Here is a 20,584-nt window from a genome sequence, read left to right as displayed (position 1 = left end):
GCCCGGGTCGCTTACAGACGTTCAATGATGGTGGAGATACCAATACCGCCACCCACGCAGAGTGAAATCATGGCGCGTTTGAGATTACGGCGCTCCAGTTCGTCCAGCATGGTGCTGATCAACATGCCGCCTGTAGCACCCAGCGGATGCCCCATGGCGATGGCACCACCATTAACATTGGTAACAGAAGGATCGATATCCAGATCACGCATGTAACGCAACGCGACTGACGCGAAGGCTTCGTTGATTTCCCAAAGATCGATATCAGATATGGACAGCCCAGCAGTCTTCAGGCACTTCTCTGCTGCAGGGCCAGGACCGATCAGCATGATTGAGGGATCCGTCGCCAATACCGCACCCGCCACAATACGGCCACGAGGCTTGAGCCCCAGGTCCTTGCCAGCTTGCTCGCTACCAATAAGCACGGCACTGGCACCATCAACGATGCCCGAGGAATTACCCGGGGTGTGAACATGGTTGATGTGTTCAACCTGCGGGTATTTGGCCAGTAACATCTCGTCCATTCCCATGGCACCCAATTTTTCGAAGGAGGCACGCAGGTTGCCAAGCGCTTCAAGTGTGGTGTCCGGCTTTATGAAGTCGTCACGCTCTATAATCGCTATGCCGTTTAGATCACGTACCGGCACAACAGAACGGTCGAAGTAGCCGTTGTCGCGGGCATGGGCTGCACGACGTTGAGACTCCAGAGCAAAGGCATCGACGTCAGCGCGGCTCCAGCCCTCCATGGTGGCAATAAGATCAGCACCTATACCCTGGGGCACCGAGTGCTGCGACATAATGAAGGCTGGATCCTGAAACATGGCGCCACCATTGGACCCCATAGGTACCCGTGACATGCACTCAACACCGCCTGCGACCAGCAGCTGATCCCAGCCAGACATGATTTTCTGGGCAGCCGTATTAACCGCTTCGAGGCCCGATGCACAAAAACGATCCAATTGCATACCGGCGATACTCTCGTCCCAGCCCGCATGCATGACGATCGCCTTGGCAATATCACTACCTTGCTCTCCGACAGGAGTCACACACCCCATAACCACATCGTCGACGTAGCTGGTATCCAGATCGTGGCGTGACTGAATTTCGCGCAGCAAACCGGCACCCAGCTCAACTGGCTTCACTTCGTGCAGGGAACCATCCTGCTTGCCCTTACTCCTTGGAGTACGGACGGCTTCGTAAATGTATGCGTGATTGGACATGATCGCCTCGTTATTACATCCGTTTGCGGTAAAACCGAATAGCCTCATTCTGTTGAAGCCATGACCGCTGAACAATGACCATCACAAGATGAAAAATAGACATTTTATTACAAAGGCAACACAATAGGCGCTATCGAATTCGAGCGACCGGGATATCCTCTGAACATGAATCCAACAAAAACATTCACTGTTAGCGCCCAACTGATCGACCACTTCCTTAACGGTGCCCGAGCAGCCGGGCTGGACATACAGCGCCTGTTGCGCAAGGCCGAAATCGACCCGGCACTGCTATCGGCCCCCAAGGGTCGCATTCAGCTGGAGAAGGTGGTTTTACTGCAGCGATACTGCAATGGAGTACTTAAAGACGAAGCAGCCGGAAACCTGAATGCCCCGTTGAGGTTGGGGCATTTTCGCTATATGACGCTTTCCGCGGTTCATGCCGGCAATTTGGCCGCTGCACTGCAGAGGTGCTGTGAATTCTTGAACCTGTTCGAGAACACTTTCCACTTCAGCATGATTACTCAGGGCACGCAAACAGAGTTTCGACTTGAAATGCTCAACGACACGCCATTGCGCACCCCCTATGCCGTTGATTTCATGTTATCGAACATTCATCGTTTTCTTGGTTGGCTGGGCAACCATCGTCTGATATTGAACCAGGTCAATAACACCTTTCCACCGCCGTCTTACCGTGATGAGTACCGCTACACCTACTATGGTGCTCCGGTTTTGTTCAATCAGCCCTACAACAGCTGGATTCTCGAGTCAGAGTACCTCGAACAGCCAATTGTGCAGAGCGAGACTACTGTCGAGGCCTATATGCGCCGGGCACCGCTGGACCTTTATCTGCCGCTGGATGCAGGTGGCAAAATCACCGAGCAGGTCAGAACCAGAATCTGGCAGGGTTTCAGCGACCATGATCTGGCCCCCTCACTGGAGGAAATTGCCCAGGATTGCGGATTAACCCCGCAAACGCTGCGCCGCAGACTCAAAGCCGAAGGCACTCATTTTCAGACAGTAAAGGGACAGGTGCGCCGGGATATCGCCATTCATCATCTGGGCAATAATGAGCACAGTATTGAGGCCATTGCAGCCAAAGCGGGCTACTCGGAGCCCAGCGCCTTTATCCGTGCTTTCAAAATCTGGACAGGCTTTACCCCGCTGCAGTTTCGCAAGGCGCTGGCCACCTAGTATTTACAGCCGAACCAGCCCTTCCTGTGCACAGGAGGCCACCAGCACACCCTTGCGGGTATAGATACTGCCACGACTGAAATGACGCGCATGCCCTGAGCGCGGACTGTCCATGTGATAGTAAAGCCATTCATCGACCCGGAAAGGCTGATGGAACCAGAGTGCGTGATCCAGGCTTGCCACCTGTATCCCCGGCGTCAGCATGCTGAGTCCATGGACACGCAGCCCGGTCAGCATCAGCTCCTTATCGGTCATGTAGGTCAGCAAAGTCTGGTGGGTGGAGAGCTGATCGTCCAGCTCTCCGCTAAAACGGAACCAGTATCCCTGTATCGGCTCAGCCACCACCGGCACAAAGGCACCACCCTCCTCGGGACGACGAATATCCACGACTTCGAGCGGCAGCTCAAAAGGCTGTTGTCCGCCCGGTTCGGATGGCGATAACCGAATGACACGATGAAAGGTGGATGGCAGCGATTCAGGATCGGGAATCCCTTCAGGCATATCCATTTGATGATCGACACCCTGCTCGGGAATATGGAAGGAAACCGCACAGTTGAAGATTGCCTTGCCGCCCTGCTTGGCGACCACTCGACGCGTAGTGAAGCTATTGCCGTCGCGGATCGGATCCACATCGTAGATTATCGGCCTGTTACCGTCACCGGGCCGCAGGAAATAGGCATGCATCGAGTGCGCTATACGATCGGAACCGACAGTACGTGATGCCGCACTCATCGCCTGCGCCAGAACCTGACCGCCGTAGACCTTGGGTAACGGCAACGGCAGCGACGCCCCTCGAAACAGCAGGTCATCCAGCTGTTCCAGTCTCAGGTTTGCCAGTAATTGATTGATATCGAACATCACTGCCTGTCTCCCGGCCAGTTTTTTTCCGCATCCCACGTACTTTATACCACTCCCTGACCGCGCAACTGCGCAATCTTCGCAGGATTCATACCTAGTTCTGCCAATAATTCCTCGGTATGTTCGCCCGAAACAGGCGGAACACCCACTTCGGGCTGATATCGGCTCAACTTGGGCGCGGGAGCTGGCTGCACCATACCCTCGACATTCAGGAAGGTGTTGCGCGCAATATTATGAGGGTGACGCGTGGCTTCGGTCAGATTCAATACCGGAGCAAAGCAGGCATCCGTACCTTCCAGCAATTCACACCATTCATCTCGAGTGCGAGAGAGAAACAGAGTTTCCAGCTCGGTTTTAGCCTGTGGCCAGCAACTGGCATCCCACTGCCTGGCAAACAACGGATGATCGACCAATTCCAGGCGTTCGCTAAGTTCACGGTAGAACTGTGGCTCAAGCGCACAGAGGGTCACGTAGCCACCGTCGGCACAACGATAGGTATCACTCCAGGGCGCTGCCCTGTCGGCCCAGCCAGTGCCGAGACCGTCCTGCAGCTGACCGGTGTGCTTCAGCACCCAAAGCAGAGTCGATAGATAGGCTGATCCATCCGTGATCGCGGCATCAACCACTTGGCCTTCCCCAGTCCGCTGAGCCTGAAGTACCGCGCAGAGAATACCCCAGGCCAGCATCAGGGTGCCGCCGCCCAGATCGCCCACCAAGGTCATCGGGGCCGTCGGAGCATTATTTGCTCCACCGCCATACCAGAGTGCACCGGATATGCCGATGTAATTAGGATCATGTCCGGCCGCCTGTGCCAGAGGGCCAGACTGCCCCCAGCCGGTCATACGTCCGTAAACCAGCCGCGGATTACGTGCCATACACACTTCAGGCCCCAGCCCCAGGCGTTCCATGACGCCTGGTCGGAAGCCTTCGATCAGCACCTCAGCCCCATCGATCAGGTTCAATACCAGCTCGATGCCCTCTGGCGATTTCAGATCCACCGCCAACGATCGTTTGCCGCGATTGAACAGCATCGCCCTGTGACTGTCACCAAGGTCAACACCGTTGCTATTAGCCGTTTTGCGCTCAACAAGCACCACATCAGCCCCCATATCCGCCAGCATCATGCCGGCGCAGGGGCCTGGGCCAAGGCCGGCAATTTCGATCACTTTGATACCTGACAAGGGCGCTTGAATCACAGCCGTCTCCACATCTGATTGAGAGCAAGTAGATATTAAGTGTGAACAAACCGACACAGGGGAACAATGACATCACCACACGGATAAATGAACATAAAATGACAATTGGAGCCTGGATTGAAGGCGTCTAAAGGGAACCAGGAGAGCGTCGCCGCCCTTGGTAAGCGTGGATTAGTGTCCATAAAAGCTGGGCTCCACAGATGGCCGACTGCTGGGCCATCAAGTGGAGAGGAATGAAGTCAGTGACTGCCGACCTGTTGCCCGGCAACCACTTACGACTGGGTTAGCGATCAGGCGCAGGCGCGCTGCTCTGAAGGTAGCGTATTCACTGCTGATGATTGCGCCACAGACTCATTCACTTCCCTTTTAGCGGGTTTGAGCAGGAAATGCGCCAGTGCCGGCAGCAGCGTCAAGGCACCCAGCATGTTCCACAGGAACATGAACGTCAGCAATACGCCCATATCAGCCTGGAACTTGATCGGCGAGAAGTACCAGGTACCCACACCAATCGCCAGCGTGAAGCCGGTAAAGGCCACCGCCTTGCCGGTAGTTTTCAGCGTAATAAAGTAGGCCTGTTGCAGCCCCATACCGGTCTTGAGCAAGGCCTCCAGTCTTGAATAGATATAGATACCGTAATCAACCCCGATGCCCACACCCAGTGCGATAACCGGTAGAGTTGCGACCTTCACACCTATGCCGAGGTAGACCATCAGCACCTGACAGAGCACCGAGGTCAACGCCAGCGGCACCATGATGCAGATGGCAGCCCTCAGTGATCTGAAGGTCAGCAGCACCAGCGTGGTCACAACGCCATATACCCAGAGCAGCATGGTGTTTTGCGACTGGGCGATGACGATGTTGGTGGCCGCCTCGATACCGGCATTACCGGCAGCCTGCAACACCTGGAAGCTGTCCGTGTCGTGCTCATGGGCAAAATCGTCCACGGCAGCTACGACACTTTCCAACGTAGCAGCCTTGTGGTCATCCAGATAGACCAGCACCGGCAACAGGCTGCATGATCCATTAAACAAGCCCACCGGTGCCTTGATCGACGCCGCATCCATCATCGACTGGTTACGATTCAATCCTTTCAGCTTGGGATGCCCTTCGTTCATGGCCGACATGTACAGCTTGCTGAAATCAGCCAGCGAGAACGTGGACTGGACCCCCGGCAGTTGCACCAGGCGCCATTCCAACTGGTCAACCTTGTCCAGAACTTCATAAGCCGAACACTGCTGAGCCGATGTTTTAATCATGACCACAAAGAGGTCGGTACTGGTGGCGTAGTTAGCGGTGATAAACGCGATATCGCGGTTGTAGGTCGAGTCTGGTCGCAGCTCGGGAGCTCCCGGGTCCAGGTCACCAATCTTAAGTCCCTGGCTCAGATAGAGTCCGGCGCCGAACATCAGCACAGCCAGTACCACTGACACGCCCGCCAGCGGCTTTCTGGCAAAGGCGGACAAGCCTTCCCAAACCGGCTGACGGTCACGGGCCTCTACTGCCTTCAACCGCTGCACACTACCCTGACTCATACCGCTGTAGGAGATCAGAATCGACAGCAACACCAGGTTGGTCAGAATAATGGCGGCAATACCGATACTCGCTGCCAGCGCCAAATCCTGGATCACCGCAATCTCGATCACCATAAGCGTGGCGAACCCCACGCCATCACTGACCAGCGCCACCAGTCCCGCGACGTACAGCGCACGAAATGCCCGCTGTGCTGCTTTGAGTCGGGAAGCACCTTTGGCTGCCTCATGGGTAATCGCGTTGAGGATCTGGACCGCATGGCTTACGCCGATTGCGAAGACCAGGAAGGGCACCAGCATCGAATACGGGTCCAGACCGATCTGCAGCACGTTCAACAGCCCCAGCAGCCAGACGACAGCAGCAATAGAGCAGAAAACCGCAATCAGTGTCGACTTCAGGCAACGGCAGTAGCGATAGAGCAGTATCGTTGTGATTGCCACCGCCGCGGCGAAGAAGAGCACGACCTGAGCCAGCCCCTCGATCAGATCACCCACTACCTTTGCAAAGCCGGTGATGCGGATGCGCACAGTGTCACTCTGATACTTGTCGCGAACGAGTCGTTCCAGGTCTGCTGAGAACCGGGTGTAGTCCAATGCTTCGCCAGTATCAGGGTCGCGATCATAGAGCGGAGCATAGATGACCGCGGACTTGAGATTGTTGGCCACCAAACTGCCGATCTGACCAGACTTGAAGGTATTACTCTTCAGCTGTTCGATGCTGCGTGAGGAGCCATCATAACTGGGAGGTATGACTGGGCCACCGGCAAAGCCCTGCTCTGTCACCTCCTGCCAACGGACGGCGGCGGACCAAAGTGACTTCAGCGATCCTCGGTCAACACCATGGATGTAAAACACCTCGTCATGAACCTGGCGTAAAATGTCCTGAAATTCCGGCGTAAAAATATCCCCTTCGGTAGTCTCAACGACGATCCTGACAGCATTCCCCAGCCCTTTCAGGTCACTTTGATGGGCCAGATAATTCTGAATATAGGCATGCCCCGTCGGAATCATCTTTTCGAAACTGGCCTGGGGGCGCAGCTGCAGAGCCTGGAGTCCCAGCCAAATACTGAGACCGAGGAACAGCAACAACAATACGGCGCGATGGCGGAACACCCAACGTTCCACAACCGCTTCCGAATCATCCAGAGGATGGGCAATATGATGAGTAACACTTGAATTTTTCACTGCGTATCACCTCCCTGTGTGGTATTGAGTGTCAGTCGCTGTATTCCGCTTTCGCCCACCAGTAGCAGCTGCTGGTTCATCGACGGCAATACTGCGGTAAAAGCGCCCCTACCTTTCGTGTGCAAAGGCACGGCCCGCCGTTCCGGTGTCACCTCAATCAGCGTGCCGCCATTACCGGTCAAGATCAGCCGGTTGGCATCAAGCCAAGCCCCACCAATCAACGAGCGGTCTGTCCCAAGCTCAAGTGCCTGCCAATTTTCGCCAAGATCACGGGATTCAAAGGCATGGCCTTTCAGACCAAATACCGCCACTTGAGAGCCTTGCCCGGTGATACCGAACAGTGACCCCTCATAGGGTGAATCCAGTGACACCCAACTCGCACCGGCATCTATCGACCGGTAAAGGGATCCTGCTTCACCGGTGATCAGAATGGTGTCTCCCTGTTTAAACATCGAGAAGTAATGGAAGCTATCAGGGTTGGGCAGTTCATGGCCTATGAAGCTCCAGCTCTTGCCACCGTCACGGGTATGCAGAATCAGGCCGAAGGTACCCAGCACCCAGCCCTCTTGCTCGTTATCGAACCAGACATCCAGGAAGGCGCGTGTGGCCCCTTCCTCCACAAAAGACCGTGCATCACTCAGCAGGTAATCCAGCTGATCCAGCTGCCCGGGCGTTGCTGCAGGGTCCTGTTCAAGTGACACCAGTGCCTGCTGCAGCTGTTCTGCTATCAGGGCATTAGCCCTGTGGCCGTCAAGCTGTTTGCGCCAGCTGAGGCCAGCGTCATGGCTGACCAGTACCACACCGCTGTGACCTACGGCCCAGCCAGTCTCGGCCGTGGGAAAGCTGATAGCCGTCAGCGTTTCGCGAACCGGCACCTGTGCCTGCTGCCAGCTTATACCCTGATCGTCAGAGTAAAGAATATGACCCCGTTCACCCACCGTGATGAAACGATCACCCGCCCGGGTGATATCCATCAGTACCGAGCGAGAAGCACGCTCGGTGATCACCGCCGGAGTCTCCAGTGCATCCTGCTGCGCCCACAACGGCGAAGCAAGCACGAGACCAAGAGCCAGTACCGTTCCTCCCGGCACCCGAGTCAGAACCGCGCCCCAAAGGTCTTTAGACTGAAAAAGATTGGAAATAGAAAGCTGTCTCATACAACAAAACCTGTGCAAATCACCGGCCCTGGATTGCAGCTGTGCCCCAGGAAACCGCATGTACGGAGCAAAGGAACCACCGTCGCCACGAAGCCAGCGGTGGCCAGTGTCGGGTACCTCCCCGCTCAATGAGCGAGGTGGTACCCGGAGGTTGGGAGGGAGCTCACCTCACTGTTAGCGATCAGCGGCGTGCCTGCTGCCGGATACTTTGCGGGGTATAGAAATCATCATCTGAAGGCCCCTGAGTTTTGTAACGACCCAGGCTATGTTCCAGAATTGTATAGTCACCGGACAATATATCGTGCTGAGCAAGCGAACGTATGGCCAGTGCATTCTGGTCATAGAAGGTGATGGGGTGTGCGTAGTTGAAGCGCCATAATTCACCACGCCCATCGTAGGAGTCTGAAATCAGCGCACTCCAGCTATCCTCATCGATATAAAAGCGACGCTTGGCATACACGTGACGCTGTCCTTCCTTCAAGTCAGCCTCTATCACCCATACACGGTGCTTTTCCCATCGCTCATAATCAGGATTGATGAAATTGACGGGAAACAGCTCTTCCTTGCTGGCACCTTCTGCCAGGGCATTGATCAGCTTGTAGGAGTTATAGGGCACCAGCAGTTCCTGCTTGCCCACCAGCTTCCAGTCATATCGTTCGGGCGAGCCATTGAACATGAAGGCATCATCATAGGTCGACATACCGTTGGAGCTTGGGTTAGGGGTATCAAATGACAATGTTGGCGCCCGGCGGACACGACGTTGCCCTGGAATATACTGCCAGGCCTGTCGTGGGGTTTCGGCCTGATTAATCGGGTCGATCACCAAGATCACCTCCCCTTTCCGACGCACCGGGGCGGTATACTCCAGGAACAGTTTCATAAAGTTGCCATCGAAGCCTTCTTTACCGCTGCTCTTGTTGTAAAACGGGTAATACTCTCGCACATGTGCGGACGACTCCGAACGTGAGCCGTTGGTATATACGGAGTAATTAATGTACCGGGTATCCTTGCCTTGCCCGGCCCAGCGCAGGTTGTGATTCCAGATCACCTCCAGGCCGCGCTTGGGAATCGGGAACGGAATGCCGCCAAAGGCATTCTCCACCCCTAGGCCACTATCATTGAGCTTCGCATTAAGGGCATTCTGATAGGTGTTTTCCGCCACCCATTGTGGTGCCGGTGCCGAGCGCCGTGTCGGATAGACATTCATTCGGAAGCCTGGATACTTCTCGAACATTTTCTTCTGACCATCGGTCAAATAGTCGGCATGCTCTGCATAATTGCTTGCCGTGACGGTATACAACACCTCATCGTTTGCATACGGATCCATCAGGGTTGGCCCTTCGGCCTGATACCCCGCCGGCACCTGGGTGATCCCTCCATCCCAGGCCGGTATATCAGACCCATTGCCTGCACGCTCTGCTCCCATAGGGGTCAGGCTTGTTTTCAGCTTCGCCGCTTCATCGGCCGAGACGGCTGCCAGCGCACTTCCACTGCCCATCAGCAGAGACGTAATTACAAGCGGTAGGATCGGCGTCTTGAATTTCATCGCTGTTCTCCTTATCTGGCTCCGAGCCAGATGATTTTTATATTTATTAGAATCGGAACTTGTAGTAGAGCGCCGCATAATCACGGTCAGCATTCAGATGGGACAATTCAAGCTTGCCGGTATCGCCAAGAATGTCGTCGACATCGGTCAGATACCAGACGTAGCTGCCCCCGAAGGCATGGGGGCCGCTGGTAAAGTCGGCCTTGAGCGAGAACACTTCGCCCCCTTCTGTAAAGGTGAAGGGCACTGACGAAACCCCATTGAAATCGTTGCGATAGGTTGCACTCGCTTTGAGGTTTACGCTCGGCAGAACGTTGTAGTAATCACCCGTCAGGCGGCCGGTGAAGCTGGCAGCGCTGCGATCGTTATCCAGTGCGTCGCTGACACTACCGCTGACACCATCGATATCAAGCACGCGGTTGTAGCCAATCTCACCGGTGAACACGAGCTGATCCGCAAACGGGTTTTCCGGGAACACATGGATCGCGGATACCTGTGCCTGCACGGTTTTGGCTCGTTCGAATACAAACTGGCCAGGTACATTAAGCTGCACAGGCTGACCATCCCGGTAGGAGATTTCACCACTGACATTGGTATCACCAATGACCGTGCCAAAGCTCAAACCCACCAGATCGATATCTTCAAAATATTCGTGAACGTCCGCAAAACCGGTGCCAGCATTCAGCTGAAGCGCAGGCATGAAATCGTTGTAACGAAGGTAGTACAGACCAAACTCGGTGCTGTTCAGGTTTTCAGCCAGGTAGCGCAGCGCCAGACCCGCCTGCCCCTTGTCCGGCGTATCCTCCATTACAGGGGTGCCGATATCGAGAGTATCGCCCACCGACTCCTGTCCCAGACCATCCAGCACACTGAAGTAACTGCCTGGTGCATCAATTCGCGTTTCCTGCCAGTCATACTGGTAGTACGCACCCAGTGACAGGTTATCCGTCAGACTCGCTTCCACCAAAACCTGGCCGATCGGCATGAAAATATCTTTAAGCTCGACGCCGGGCGCGTTCGCCTTGCTGGCATCCAGCGGCCCCTGTGCCGAGGATATGCCGCCACCGATGAACAGGCTTTCACCCCAGTTCACCACTTGCTCCCCCACCCTCAGGCTGACATAACGGTCGCCAACACTGAAACCGTGGTAAATAAACGCATCCAGCAGTTCAACATCGGATGCATGAAGATCGATACCGTCCTGCTGGAAAGACTTGGCCGGTGCCAGGTCCAGATCATTGTACGCATCGTCATACCAGCCACGCGCACGCAGAAATACCCCGCCGGCACCGTAGTTGATATCCACATCGGTGCCAAAGCTGAGCCGGTTTTGAGTCATGTCGTGCTTGTCAAAATTGCGGTTACCATCGTCCCCCAGCAGCGCAAGAACCGGGTTTCCGCCACCTGACAGGACAGTACTATTCTGACTTTCCATACGCCATTGAGCGTCATACCCCAGGGTGGTATCGATATCAACAGTGACGCCATTGTCCAGCTCGAAGGACGCCGCCATGGCGAGCGGTGACATCAATGATCCAAGCGCCATGGTTAGCGTGGCTTGTTGAATACTTTTGCACAAAGGCCTGGGTCTACGACCACAGAAATTTCTCGCAATTACAGGATCAACCATATGCTATCACCTCAATTTTATTTTTGTTTTGGTTTTATTGGACAAGATACCCCCCTTGGCAACAGTATTAGCTGCCAATATAAAGACACCTTTGTAATTCGTCATACAAGCAAAAATGACAACCAATAATTGGCACTGAAGATATTTTCTATTATTCAAGTTCGACTTCAAACCTGAATAAAATTTCATTTCATTATCAATATTGACTATCTTTCATAATAGCCCTATCGAAACACCACCTTTTTAAAGTATTTTTCTTGAAATAATAAAATCCGTATAATTTCCTATTAAAAATAAGCAATCAGACAGCTTAAAATATTTCAGAGCGTATATATTTCTTGTTTATTTTGCCGACGCTGGTCTTGGGAATATCATCAACAATTCGAATTGTTTTGGGAATTGCCCATTTATTGATGAGACCTTCCGCCACGAATTGCGCCAGATGCTGCTCGATCGATGCCGCGTCAAGGGACCCCGACCTGGATACAATTAATGCATACGGACGTTCACCCCAGCGTTCATCCGGCACACCCACCACGGCAGCACTCTCGACCTTCGGGTGCGAGCTGATCAGGTTCTCAAGATCAAGCGATGAGACCCACTCCCCACCGGTCTTGATCACATCCTTGATCCTGTCCTTGATATCGAGATAACCATCGGGGTGGACGCTGGCCACATCCCCTGTATGCAACCAGCCGCCTTCCCAGAGCTCTTCACCCTTTTCCGGCTCATGCAGATACCCCTGTGTTGCCCATGGAGTTCGAACAACCACCTCCCCCTTGGCGACTCCATCAAAGGGTAACGCTCGTCCTTCGGCATCCCGGATCTGGATATCCACCAGACCAGTGGGCACCCCAGCTTTGATGCGGTACTCCACCTGTTCGTCTATTGGCAGCGACGCCAGCTGCGAAGTTATGCGAGTCAGACTCAGTAGCGGACAGGTTTCCGACATGCCGTAACCGGTAAAGGGCTCAACCCCCATTTCCATCACATGCCGGGCCAGACCGGTCGTCAGGGGGCTGCCACCGATCAGGACCTTCCAGCCGTTGAAGCGGGTTTCCCTGGCTTCATCAGACTGTGTCACCATCTGCAACAAAGTCGGTACGCAATGCGAGAAGGTGACACCCTCTTCACGTATCAGCCGCGCCAGTGCATTGGCTTCATAGCGCCCCGGATAAACCTGTTTGATCCCCAGCATGGTAGCGACATAGGGCACACCCCAGGCATGGGAATGAAACATGGGGGTAATCGGCATGTAGACACTGCCGGGGCCCAGCAATGGATCCGGATTATTGGTCGCCAGTGTGGTCAGCATATTCATGGTGTGCAATACCAATTGCCGATGCGAGAAGTAAACGCCTTTCGGATTGCCCGTCGTCCCCGTGGTATAAAACACCGTCGCCACAGAGTTCTCGTCGAAGTCCGGAAAGTCATAGTCAGGGCTCGCCAGCATCAGCAGCGACTCATACTCGCCAAGCATGTTCAACGAAGACGCCTCGCCCTGCCCATCCGACAGGTGCACATAGCCTTTCACCGTTTCCAGCTGGTCCTTGATGCTTTCAACAACCGGGATGAAATCATCATGCACCAGCACCAGGTCGTCCTGGGCATGGTTCATGGTGTAGAGAATCTGGTCAGCCGATAGTCGGATATTGACCGTATGCAGCACGGCACCGATCATTGGTACGGCAAAGAAGCATTCGAGATAGCGATGACTGTCCCAGTCCAGCACTGCAACAGTATCGCCCGCCTTGATTCCAAGCTCGGTTAGCATATTGGCGAGTCGCTGAACACGCTCGTTGAACTGGGCATAACTGAAGCGTCGGCTACCCTGATAGACGATCTCGTTTTCCTGCTCAAAACGCTGACTGGACGTCAGAATACGCTTGATCAGTAACGGGTACTCATAGGCGGATGAACTGGGAGGCAGAATCTTGGTGTTCATTGTCGTAGTACTCTTATTATTAGTCTGCATAACGCATGAACCGGCTTGATTAGATTCGAAGTCTATGATGTGTTGCATCCAGTTTTCATAAACATGTGACAGGCAAGAAAGGTAATGCTTTTAAGTGCGGCCTCACCGCAGCACTATTGAAGCTGTGACTTTCATGAAAAACCCAATTCTCGCCTTTCAAATATTCTGCTTAGACCTCACTTCTACCGCCGACTCGATTGACACCAGTTTGGATAACCACACCATCTGGAACAATGACATCAGCTTCTTCAAAAATTGACATTACCTTACAAAAACACACTTTCTTTACCAGTTTTTACGCCCCATGATTAGTCTGGCTTTTTAACAGTACACAGCCCTTTTAATACAGCCCCCTGTTCAGCACCTCCTGTTGCGTGAAAAGTCAAATATGATGTTTCTATTGTCAAATTCCGGATTGGGTCGTTGTTATGCTTGGTTACTCAGTCGGCGAGGCCCCCCTGTTAACAATTAAACGCAGGCCATTGTATTTAAAGATAAAAAAACTCATCCATAAAAGAACCAATTATCTGGCAAAGCAGGAGAGGCTAAAGATGGAGACAGATGGTCGAACAATCGTTGTTACAGGCGCTGGCAGAGGTCTTGGCCGTGCAATTTCACGCCATCTCGCAGATAAAGGCGCCAACCTGGCGCTGATCGATCTCAATAGAGAGGATCTTGACCAAACAAGACAATTGATCAGCCAATCAGGAGGCATAGCCGCGAGTTACATCTGTGATATTACTCAGGAAGCAGAGGTCGAGGCAGTATTCAAAGACATCATGGCCGACTTTGGTGCCATCCATGCTCTGGTAAACAATGCAGGCATCACACGTGATGGCTTACTGGTGAAAACAGAGCACGGCAAAGTCATCAAGCGCATGAGTTTTGATCAATGGCAGCAGGTCCTTGACGTGAATCTCACGGGTACCTTTCTCTGTGGCCGTGAAGCTGCAACCCGGATGATCGACAATGCCACCCGCGGGATCATCATCAATATTTCCAGCCTTGCCTGGAGCGGAAATGTTGGCCAGAGCAATTATAGCGCCGCCAAAGCTGGCATCGTTGCCTTGACTTCCTTGTGGGCCCGGGAACTCGCACGTTACTCTATTCGGACCGGCGCGATCGCCCCGGGTGGGATTGCAACTGACATGGTCATGGCGATGCCTGAAGAGGCTCGAAAAAACCTTGAAACGATGATTCCGGCAAGCCGACTGGGTACGCCCGAAGAAATTGCGCAGGCGGTTAGCTTCATCGTTGAAAACGACTACTTTAATGGTAGGTTGTTGGAGATCGATGGCGGATTAAGGATCTGACTTCTCCAGAATTTTTATGGCAGACGTCGTACATCATAACCCCTGAGCCAAGAGTTCCATCACTCGATAATGATGAGTACGATCGGGATAACACTATCCTGACGGCTGCACCCACGGCAGCATGAAATACAATAACAATAATGAGATCCTCGCTCAGCGTACTCCAAAACATGATGAAGAGTTGACTGGCAAGGATCACAGAAGGAGGCGTAACCTATGCTGCCTTTGGTTAAAGCAGGGGCTCTAAGCGGATATGGTGAGCTGCTGGCTGTATACGGAATCGACCTTAACGCTGTGTTGCAGTGCTTGTCACTCCCCTCGGATTATTTGACCGACCCGGAGCGACTGATCCCGGTAGAAGCCAAAGTGGATCTGCTGGAGGCAGGCGCCCTTTTGACCAAACAGAGTGACTTCGGCCTTCAGCTTGCTCAACGCCAGAACATTCTTTCCATACTGGGCGCAATCGGCTTATTGGCACAACAGTGCAATACAGTTGGAGAGGCTCTACAGGCCATTGCCACTTATGTCACTCAGCATATCCAGGGGTTAAATATGGCCCTTGAGGTCAAGAATGATATCGCCCTGTTTCATACCCACCAGACCCTTTCCAGAAATACCTGTCTCTCAAGACAAAATATAGACCACTCTATATGCAATGTTTTTAATGGCATCAACTTCCTGTGCGGGGGGAAACTTACGGTACGATCAGTCTATCTGGCTGGCGATGCTCCACGTTGCTTAACACCTTACACCCGAATTCTGCGTGCGCCTATTGCGTTCGAGCATGAACGTAACACCCTGGTCTTTGACCGCAGCTATCTGGACTCCCCTGTCACCAACGCTAACCCGTCAATGCGACTCTTGCTTCAAAACCACCTGAAAAAGCATCATTCTGACAACCTCGTTTATCAAACACGATGGATTATTGCCAACCTGCTCCCCCGCCAAAGCGTCACCCTTGAAGAGGTTGCAGACAACCTGGGAATTGCTCCCCGTACACTCCAGTACAAACTCGCCACTTTTTCAGTCAGCTTCCAGCAGCTTCTTGATGAAGTTCGTATTAAACAGGTCTGCGGTTACATTGCAGAATCGAATCTCTCTCTTACCGAAATTGCCGATCTGGTTGGGTACAGTCAACTGAGTGCCATGACACGCAGCTTCAAGCGAATCATGGGCGTCAGCCCAGGTGGATGGCGGAAAAACCTGCGTCGAGAACTCTACCCTAGGATTGCGTGATTGGTAAAACAGCCCGTACCAAGTGTCAAATCAGAATTATAAGACCCGGTATGCTTAGTTCAGATCAATAACGATTTGCTCAAGGATAGGTCGATGCAGTCATGCTTTATTTCACCAAGACAACCGACTTCCTGCACCTAGTGGCCCATATTTCCAGTGACTGAATGGCGGCCTGCTATGCGGATAAGTGACTGGCATGTGCAAAAATCAATATATTTATCCATGATTTCAGCCTTCTGTGTAAATTCAATACTCACTAGGGCGTTTTTTAACCTCCTTTACCAGAACGGATGTAATTATATTTATTCAGATTCATAAATCGGTATTTACCGATGAAATATCGCAATCGGAAATCTGCTCATCATATTGACCTCATGACAGAAAAATAACTAGCACACATAGAGGAAAACCCATGATTAATACTCTTCCCATGTTTTCAAACCGAGAGGATGTTCAACAGTTTGAACTACAACATCCGCTCGACAGCCTTGACCTTCCGCCCAACACACTGGAACTTGTACAACGATCTGCGACTCAGTTTGGCGACCGTCCAGCCCTGACATTCCTTCTCGAAGGCACGACCAGAGAACCGGGCATCACGTACAGCTACAGGGATCTTCTGGCCAGGATCATTCAAACAGCCAACGGCTTCGCGTCACTGGGATTGAAGGGTGATGAAGTTATCTCCATGCTGCTGCCTAACCTGCCGCAAAATCACTTCACACTCTGGGGAGGAGAAGCCGCCGGTATCATTAACCCGATAAATCCGATGCTGGAGCCGGACCATATCGCCGGAATTCTCAATGCCGCCAACACCAAATTGCTGGTTGCCCTGGCCCCATTCCCCGGCACCGATACCTGGGACAAGGTCGAGCAAATCAAGCCACTGGTCCCCAGCCTTGAGAAAGTCCTCTACGTCGATATGTGCCAGTTCCTCCCATCTGAACAGGTCACAGCTATCCGCACTGAGCTCCCCCTCCCAACGGAAGATTGGGCAATCAATTTTGATCGCTGGATTGCGACTCAACCCGATGGCCAGCTAACGACCAAGCGCACAATTTCCCCTCAGGATGTAGCTTCACTCTTCCATACAGGTGGCACGACCGGGGTGCCCAAGCTGGCCCCACACAGCCACTACAATGAAGTTATCGACTCCCTGATGGTTAAAGTCCATCTCGGCTTTCGCGACACCGATACCCTGCTGACCGGCTTGCCAACTTTTCACGTCAACGGTGCGTTGGTCACGGGGCTGGCATCATTCTTGAGTGGTGCCCATGTGGTTCTGGCTTCAGCACAGGGGTTCCGCAGCCCAGACATCATTACCAATTTCTGGAAGCTGGTGGAAAAGCACAAAATCACCTTCTTCAGCGGTGTACCGGCCATTTTTGCCGGGCTCCTACAAGTACCGGTTGGTGACGCGGATATCAGCTCAATCAAGGCTGCTTTGAGCGGGGGCGCGGCGCTGCCACGAGAGGTACATCGCCAATTCGAAGCGCTGACTGGCTGCGCACTGATCGAAGGTTATGGACTGACAGAAAGTACGGCCGCCAGCATAGCGAACCCTCCCGCGGGTGAGCGCCGTACCGGTTCGATCGGCATCTGTATGCCCTATACCGAAGGCAAAGTTGTACTGCTGGATGAGCAGGGGCAATACCTGCGAGATTGCCTGACAAATGAGTCAGGTTCTCTGGTTCTGCGTGGCCCCAATATTTTCAAAGGCTATACCGACCCGACCAAGAATACCGATATCTGGGTCGATGGTGACTGGTTCAATACGGGCGACCTGGCCCGCCAGGATGAGGATGGCTATTTCTGGATTACTGGCCGCAGCAAGGACCTGATCATTCGCGGTGGACATAATATTGATCCGGGCATGATTGAGGAAGCCCTGAACCTGCACCCCGAGGTCGTGATGGCTGCCGCTGTCGGCAAACCCTGCCCCCGCGTTGGCGAACTGCCGGTGGCCTATGTCACCCTGACCGCAGGAAGCGAAGTTTCAGAAGATGAGCTGTTGGCATTCTGTCAGCAGGAGATCAGTGAGCGGGCCGCGATTCCGAAAGAGATATGCATCGTTGAGGAGATTCCACTGACAGCGGTCGGCAAAGTCTTCAAGCCATCACTGCGCCTGATGTCGATGCGCTATGTGCTGCAGCAGGAGCTGGAAGAACTGTTGGGACAGACAGGTTTCGAGGTGGAAGTTGAAGCCTGCAGCAAGCATGGTCAAAAAGCGACTATCCAGCTCTTGGACGAGGGTGCCGTTGCCAAGCGTGCCCAACTCGAAGACAAACTGGGCAACTACGCAATCCACTACGAATTCATCTAGCCGGCACCTACGACCGCCTGATTCCGGAACTGCTCAGTGCCCACCCCTGTGGCGGGCGCTGCTTCCCCCAAATTATCAGCTCAATGACGAGAGGCTGTTGACTATGGCTGCCAAACGATCCCCCCCGCGCTGCTCTGATTTTACCCCTGTTGTTCAGTACTCTACCCGCTCTTGCCAATGCATCCTCAATCAAACCGGCTGCCGAGCCACAGCCGGTTATACCCGATAGCTTTATTCGCGCTGAAACCGACCGCATGTTTGCCGGTATCACCCAACGGTCCGGTGGCATTAATAAACTCTGGAAAGTGCGCCGGCCAGTGGCACTGGATCAGCAGCCGGTGATCCGAATAAACCGCGATACCCTGTATATCGGCGCTGTCGTCGATACCGAAGGCGGTGCCAGCTTTACGTTGCCGGAGATGCCGGAGATGCCGGAGATGCCGGATGATCGCTACTCGTCCGTGATGATGATTGACAACGACCATTACACCTCTCAGGTCATCTACGTACCCGGCACCTATCAAATCGCCCAGGACACCAAGTATGTACTGGTCGGCGCACGCTTTCATATCAAGGATCCGCAGGACGAAGCCGAAATCCAGCTACTGAACCAGCTTCAGGACCAGTTTGTCATCACGGCCAACAACACCGATTTATTGCGAGCCTATATCTGGGACCTGACTTCTCTTCAAGAGCTGAGAAGTGGATACGAAAGCGAATTTCAGCAACTCGACCAGTATGCATCGGACTGGATGGGACCACGTGGTAAGGTAAACGAGGAAACCCGACATCTGGCCTCCGCCGGCGCCTGGGGCCTGCTCCCTGAGCAGGATGCCACCTATATCAACTACTCCGGCCATCATGATTAGAGGATCTGCCACAGTGCAACCTACCAGCAGCCGGATCATTACGCCTTCTGGTCCATTACCGTCTACAACGCCAACGGCTATATGGACAGCGACAACAACATCGTCAACTCATCCAATGTGGCGCTGAATGATGATGGCAGCTTTACGATGTATTTCGGCTTCGAGGAGGCTTGTGACCAGATTACCAACCGAGTCGACACCAGCCCCGACTGGAATTTCCTGATGCGGATTTACCGCCCGGGCAAATCAGTACTGGATCTCAGCTACAAACTGCCTAAAGCCAAACCCGTCGAGCCTTTCGTCCGTGAAAATGTTGCTCATCCGTATGATTACGGCGTCGACAGCACCGCCTATCGCGTATCCGAGAGCAATACCTATATTCAAAAACACCTGAAAAAAGCCGGTATTAACACCTTTACGCACCAGCGGGAGATGGTCAGGGTCGACACCCAACAAGTGATCCGTGAGAACCAGGATACGCTCTACTCCAGTGCGGTGGTCGACGTAAGCGAAGGCGCGACCATCACCGTTCCGTCGTACTCGGCTTACTCGATCGTTCAGGTGATCGATATGCAAAACTACAGCATCGGCGCTGTTTATGCGGGTGAATCACTGAGCATTGATAAAAACGACCTCAGTTATGGCGATTACGTATACCTGAATGCACGTACCCAACCCACCTCCGACGATGCAGCAGGTCTGGAAGCCGCCCACCGCCAGCAGGATGCCTTGTTGATCGAAGCCGGATCCGCCAGGCCCTATACCACACCTGATATCGTGATTTCGGATGAATAGCTAATGAACATACGCACTGCACACATCAAGGACGTGGCTCAAGGCAAGATCAAGGCAAGATCAAGGACTACACCAAACTGATGGGTACCCGTGATTTCGTTTATCCTCAGGGCCATCTATATGCCACCGCATACGGCTGGGGCGGCCTGCCGGTTCAGGATGCCGGCTACCTCGTTGTTCACTCCAAGGCGGAACCCAGCGTCTGTTCACAGCTGCGGCTTGATCCCCCGCCCTTGAATTACGCAAAAGGCGGTTTCTGGTCGGTCACAACCTACAACCAGCAGGGCTGGCTCACACGGGACAAGGCTGCGATCTCCCATCGTGAGACCAGCGCCAACACCGACGGCAGTATCACCCTGAGGTTCAACTGCCCCGGAGCAGGCAACAATCTGGACACTGTTGAGCCTTTCGCTGCACTGCTGCGGCTATATGTTCCTCAAAACCAGACACCCTTTGTCCAATACCTCCAACATGCCAGGCAAAAATATGTCATCACCCCAAACACAGAGGGTGAAGACAAATGATCGCCTCCTACTGCATCACCATGTAGACGAGACTCGA

Annotated in this window: 15 protein-coding genes; 7 read left to right on the top strand and 8 right to left on the bottom strand. The window is 53.5% G+C overall.

Features of this window, described 5'->3' with window-relative positions; genetic code table 11:
- Positions 1-11 precede the first annotated feature (11 nt).
- Positions 12-1,220: an acetyl-CoA C-acetyltransferase gene (locus tag ABD013_RS03725; protein ID WP_343802461.1), complete on the bottom strand. Its 1,209-nt coding sequence runs from the start codon at positions 1,218-1,220 to the stop codon at positions 12-14.
- Positions 1,221-1,385: 165 nt separating this feature from the next.
- On the opposite strand from ABD013_RS03725, the gene ABD013_RS03720 reads away from it, so the two are divergent.
- Positions 1,386-2,411 (top strand): AraC family transcriptional regulator, encoded by a 1,026-nt coding sequence (locus ABD013_RS03720; protein WP_343802457.1) that lies wholly within the window; start codon positions 1,386-1,388, stop codon positions 2,409-2,411.
- A 3-nt stretch (positions 2,412-2,414) separates the two neighbouring features.
- Here ABD013_RS03720 and ABD013_RS03715 read toward each other — a convergent pair whose 3' ends face one another.
- From ABD013_RS03715 to ABD013_RS03685, 7 genes are all read right to left on the bottom strand, one after another.
- Positions 2,415-3,269: an acyl-CoA thioesterase gene (locus ABD013_RS03715; RefSeq protein ID WP_343802454.1), complete on the bottom strand. Its 855-nt coding sequence runs from the start codon at positions 3,267-3,269 to the stop codon at positions 2,415-2,417.
- Positions 3,270-3,313: 44 nt separating this feature from the next.
- The gene (locus tag ABD013_RS03710) at positions 3,314-4,465 is read right to left on the bottom strand and encodes a CaiB/BaiF CoA transferase family protein (RefSeq protein WP_343802452.1); all 1,152 of its coding nucleotides are present in this window, start codon (positions 4,463-4,465) and stop codon (positions 3,314-3,316) included.
- Positions 4,466-4,755: 290 nt separating this feature from the next.
- Positions 4,756-7,179 (bottom strand): efflux RND transporter permease subunit, encoded by a 2,424-nt coding sequence (locus ABD013_RS03705; RefSeq protein WP_343802449.1) that lies wholly within the window; start codon positions 7,177-7,179, stop codon positions 4,756-4,758.
- On the bottom strand, positions 7,176-8,336 hold the full coding sequence (locus ABD013_RS03700) for a YCF48-related protein (protein ID WP_343802446.1): 1,161 nt from the start codon (positions 8,334-8,336) through the stop codon (positions 7,176-7,178). Before ABD013_RS03700 ends, ABD013_RS03705 begins: the two co-directional genes overlap by 4 nt.
- A 181-nt stretch (positions 8,337-8,517) precedes the next feature.
- Positions 8,518-9,882: a DUF1329 domain-containing protein gene (locus ABD013_RS03695; RefSeq protein WP_343802443.1), complete on the bottom strand. Its 1,365-nt coding sequence runs from the start codon at positions 9,880-9,882 to the stop codon at positions 8,518-8,520.
- Positions 9,883-9,928: 46 nt separating this feature from the next.
- A complete protein-coding gene (locus ABD013_RS03690; protein WP_343802440.1) occupies positions 9,929-11,428 on the bottom strand; it encodes a DUF1302 domain-containing protein in 1,500 nt (499 codons plus the stop codon).
- 394 nt (positions 11,429-11,822) lie between these two features.
- A complete protein-coding gene (locus ABD013_RS03685; protein WP_343802437.1) occupies positions 11,823-13,457 on the bottom strand; it encodes a fatty acid--CoA ligase in 1,635 nt (544 codons plus the stop codon).
- Between the two features lie 581 nt (positions 13,458-14,038).
- On the opposite strand from ABD013_RS03685, the gene ABD013_RS03680 reads away from it, so the two are divergent.
- The 6 genes from ABD013_RS03680 (at position 14,039) to ABD013_RS03655 (ending at position 20,547) form a co-directional block, all read left to right on the top strand.
- On the top strand, positions 14,039-14,800 hold the full coding sequence (locus ABD013_RS03680; RefSeq protein WP_343802434.1) for an SDR family oxidoreductase: 762 nt from the start codon (positions 14,039-14,041) through the stop codon (positions 14,798-14,800).
- Between the two features lie 216 nt (positions 14,801-15,016).
- Positions 15,017-16,036: an AraC family transcriptional regulator gene (locus ABD013_RS03675; protein ID WP_343802431.1), complete on the top strand. Its 1,020-nt coding sequence runs from the start codon at positions 15,017-15,019 to the stop codon at positions 16,034-16,036.
- A gap of 412 nt (positions 16,037-16,448) precedes the next feature.
- Positions 16,449-18,359, top strand: coding sequence for an acyl-CoA synthetase (locus ABD013_RS03670; protein WP_343802428.1), 1,911 nt, complete (start codon positions 16,449-16,451; stop codon positions 18,357-18,359).
- 254 nt (positions 18,360-18,613) lie between these two features.
- On the top strand, positions 18,614-19,228 hold the full coding sequence (locus ABD013_RS03665; protein WP_343802425.1) for a DUF1254 domain-containing protein: 615 nt from the start codon (positions 18,614-18,616) through the stop codon (positions 19,226-19,228).
- A 3-nt stretch (positions 19,229-19,231) separates the two neighbouring features.
- Positions 19,232-20,023 (top strand): DUF1254 domain-containing protein, encoded by a 792-nt coding sequence (locus ABD013_RS03660; RefSeq protein ID WP_343803967.1) that lies wholly within the window; start codon positions 19,232-19,234, stop codon positions 20,021-20,023.
- 80 nt (positions 20,024-20,103) lie between these two features.
- A complete protein-coding gene (locus ABD013_RS03655; protein ID WP_343802422.1) occupies positions 20,104-20,547 on the top strand; it encodes a DUF1214 domain-containing protein in 444 nt (147 codons plus the stop codon).
- The last annotated feature ends 37 nt before the right edge of the window (positions 20,548-20,584 follow it).

The sequence above is a fragment of the Marinobacterium maritimum genome (assembly GCF_039523155.1).
Taxonomy (GTDB): domain Bacteria; phylum Pseudomonadota; class Gammaproteobacteria; order Pseudomonadales; family Balneatricaceae; genus Marinobacterium; species Marinobacterium maritimum.
The sequence above is the reverse complement of the archived record's forward strand: the minus strand, read 5'-3'. Positions and strand labels throughout refer to the sequence as shown.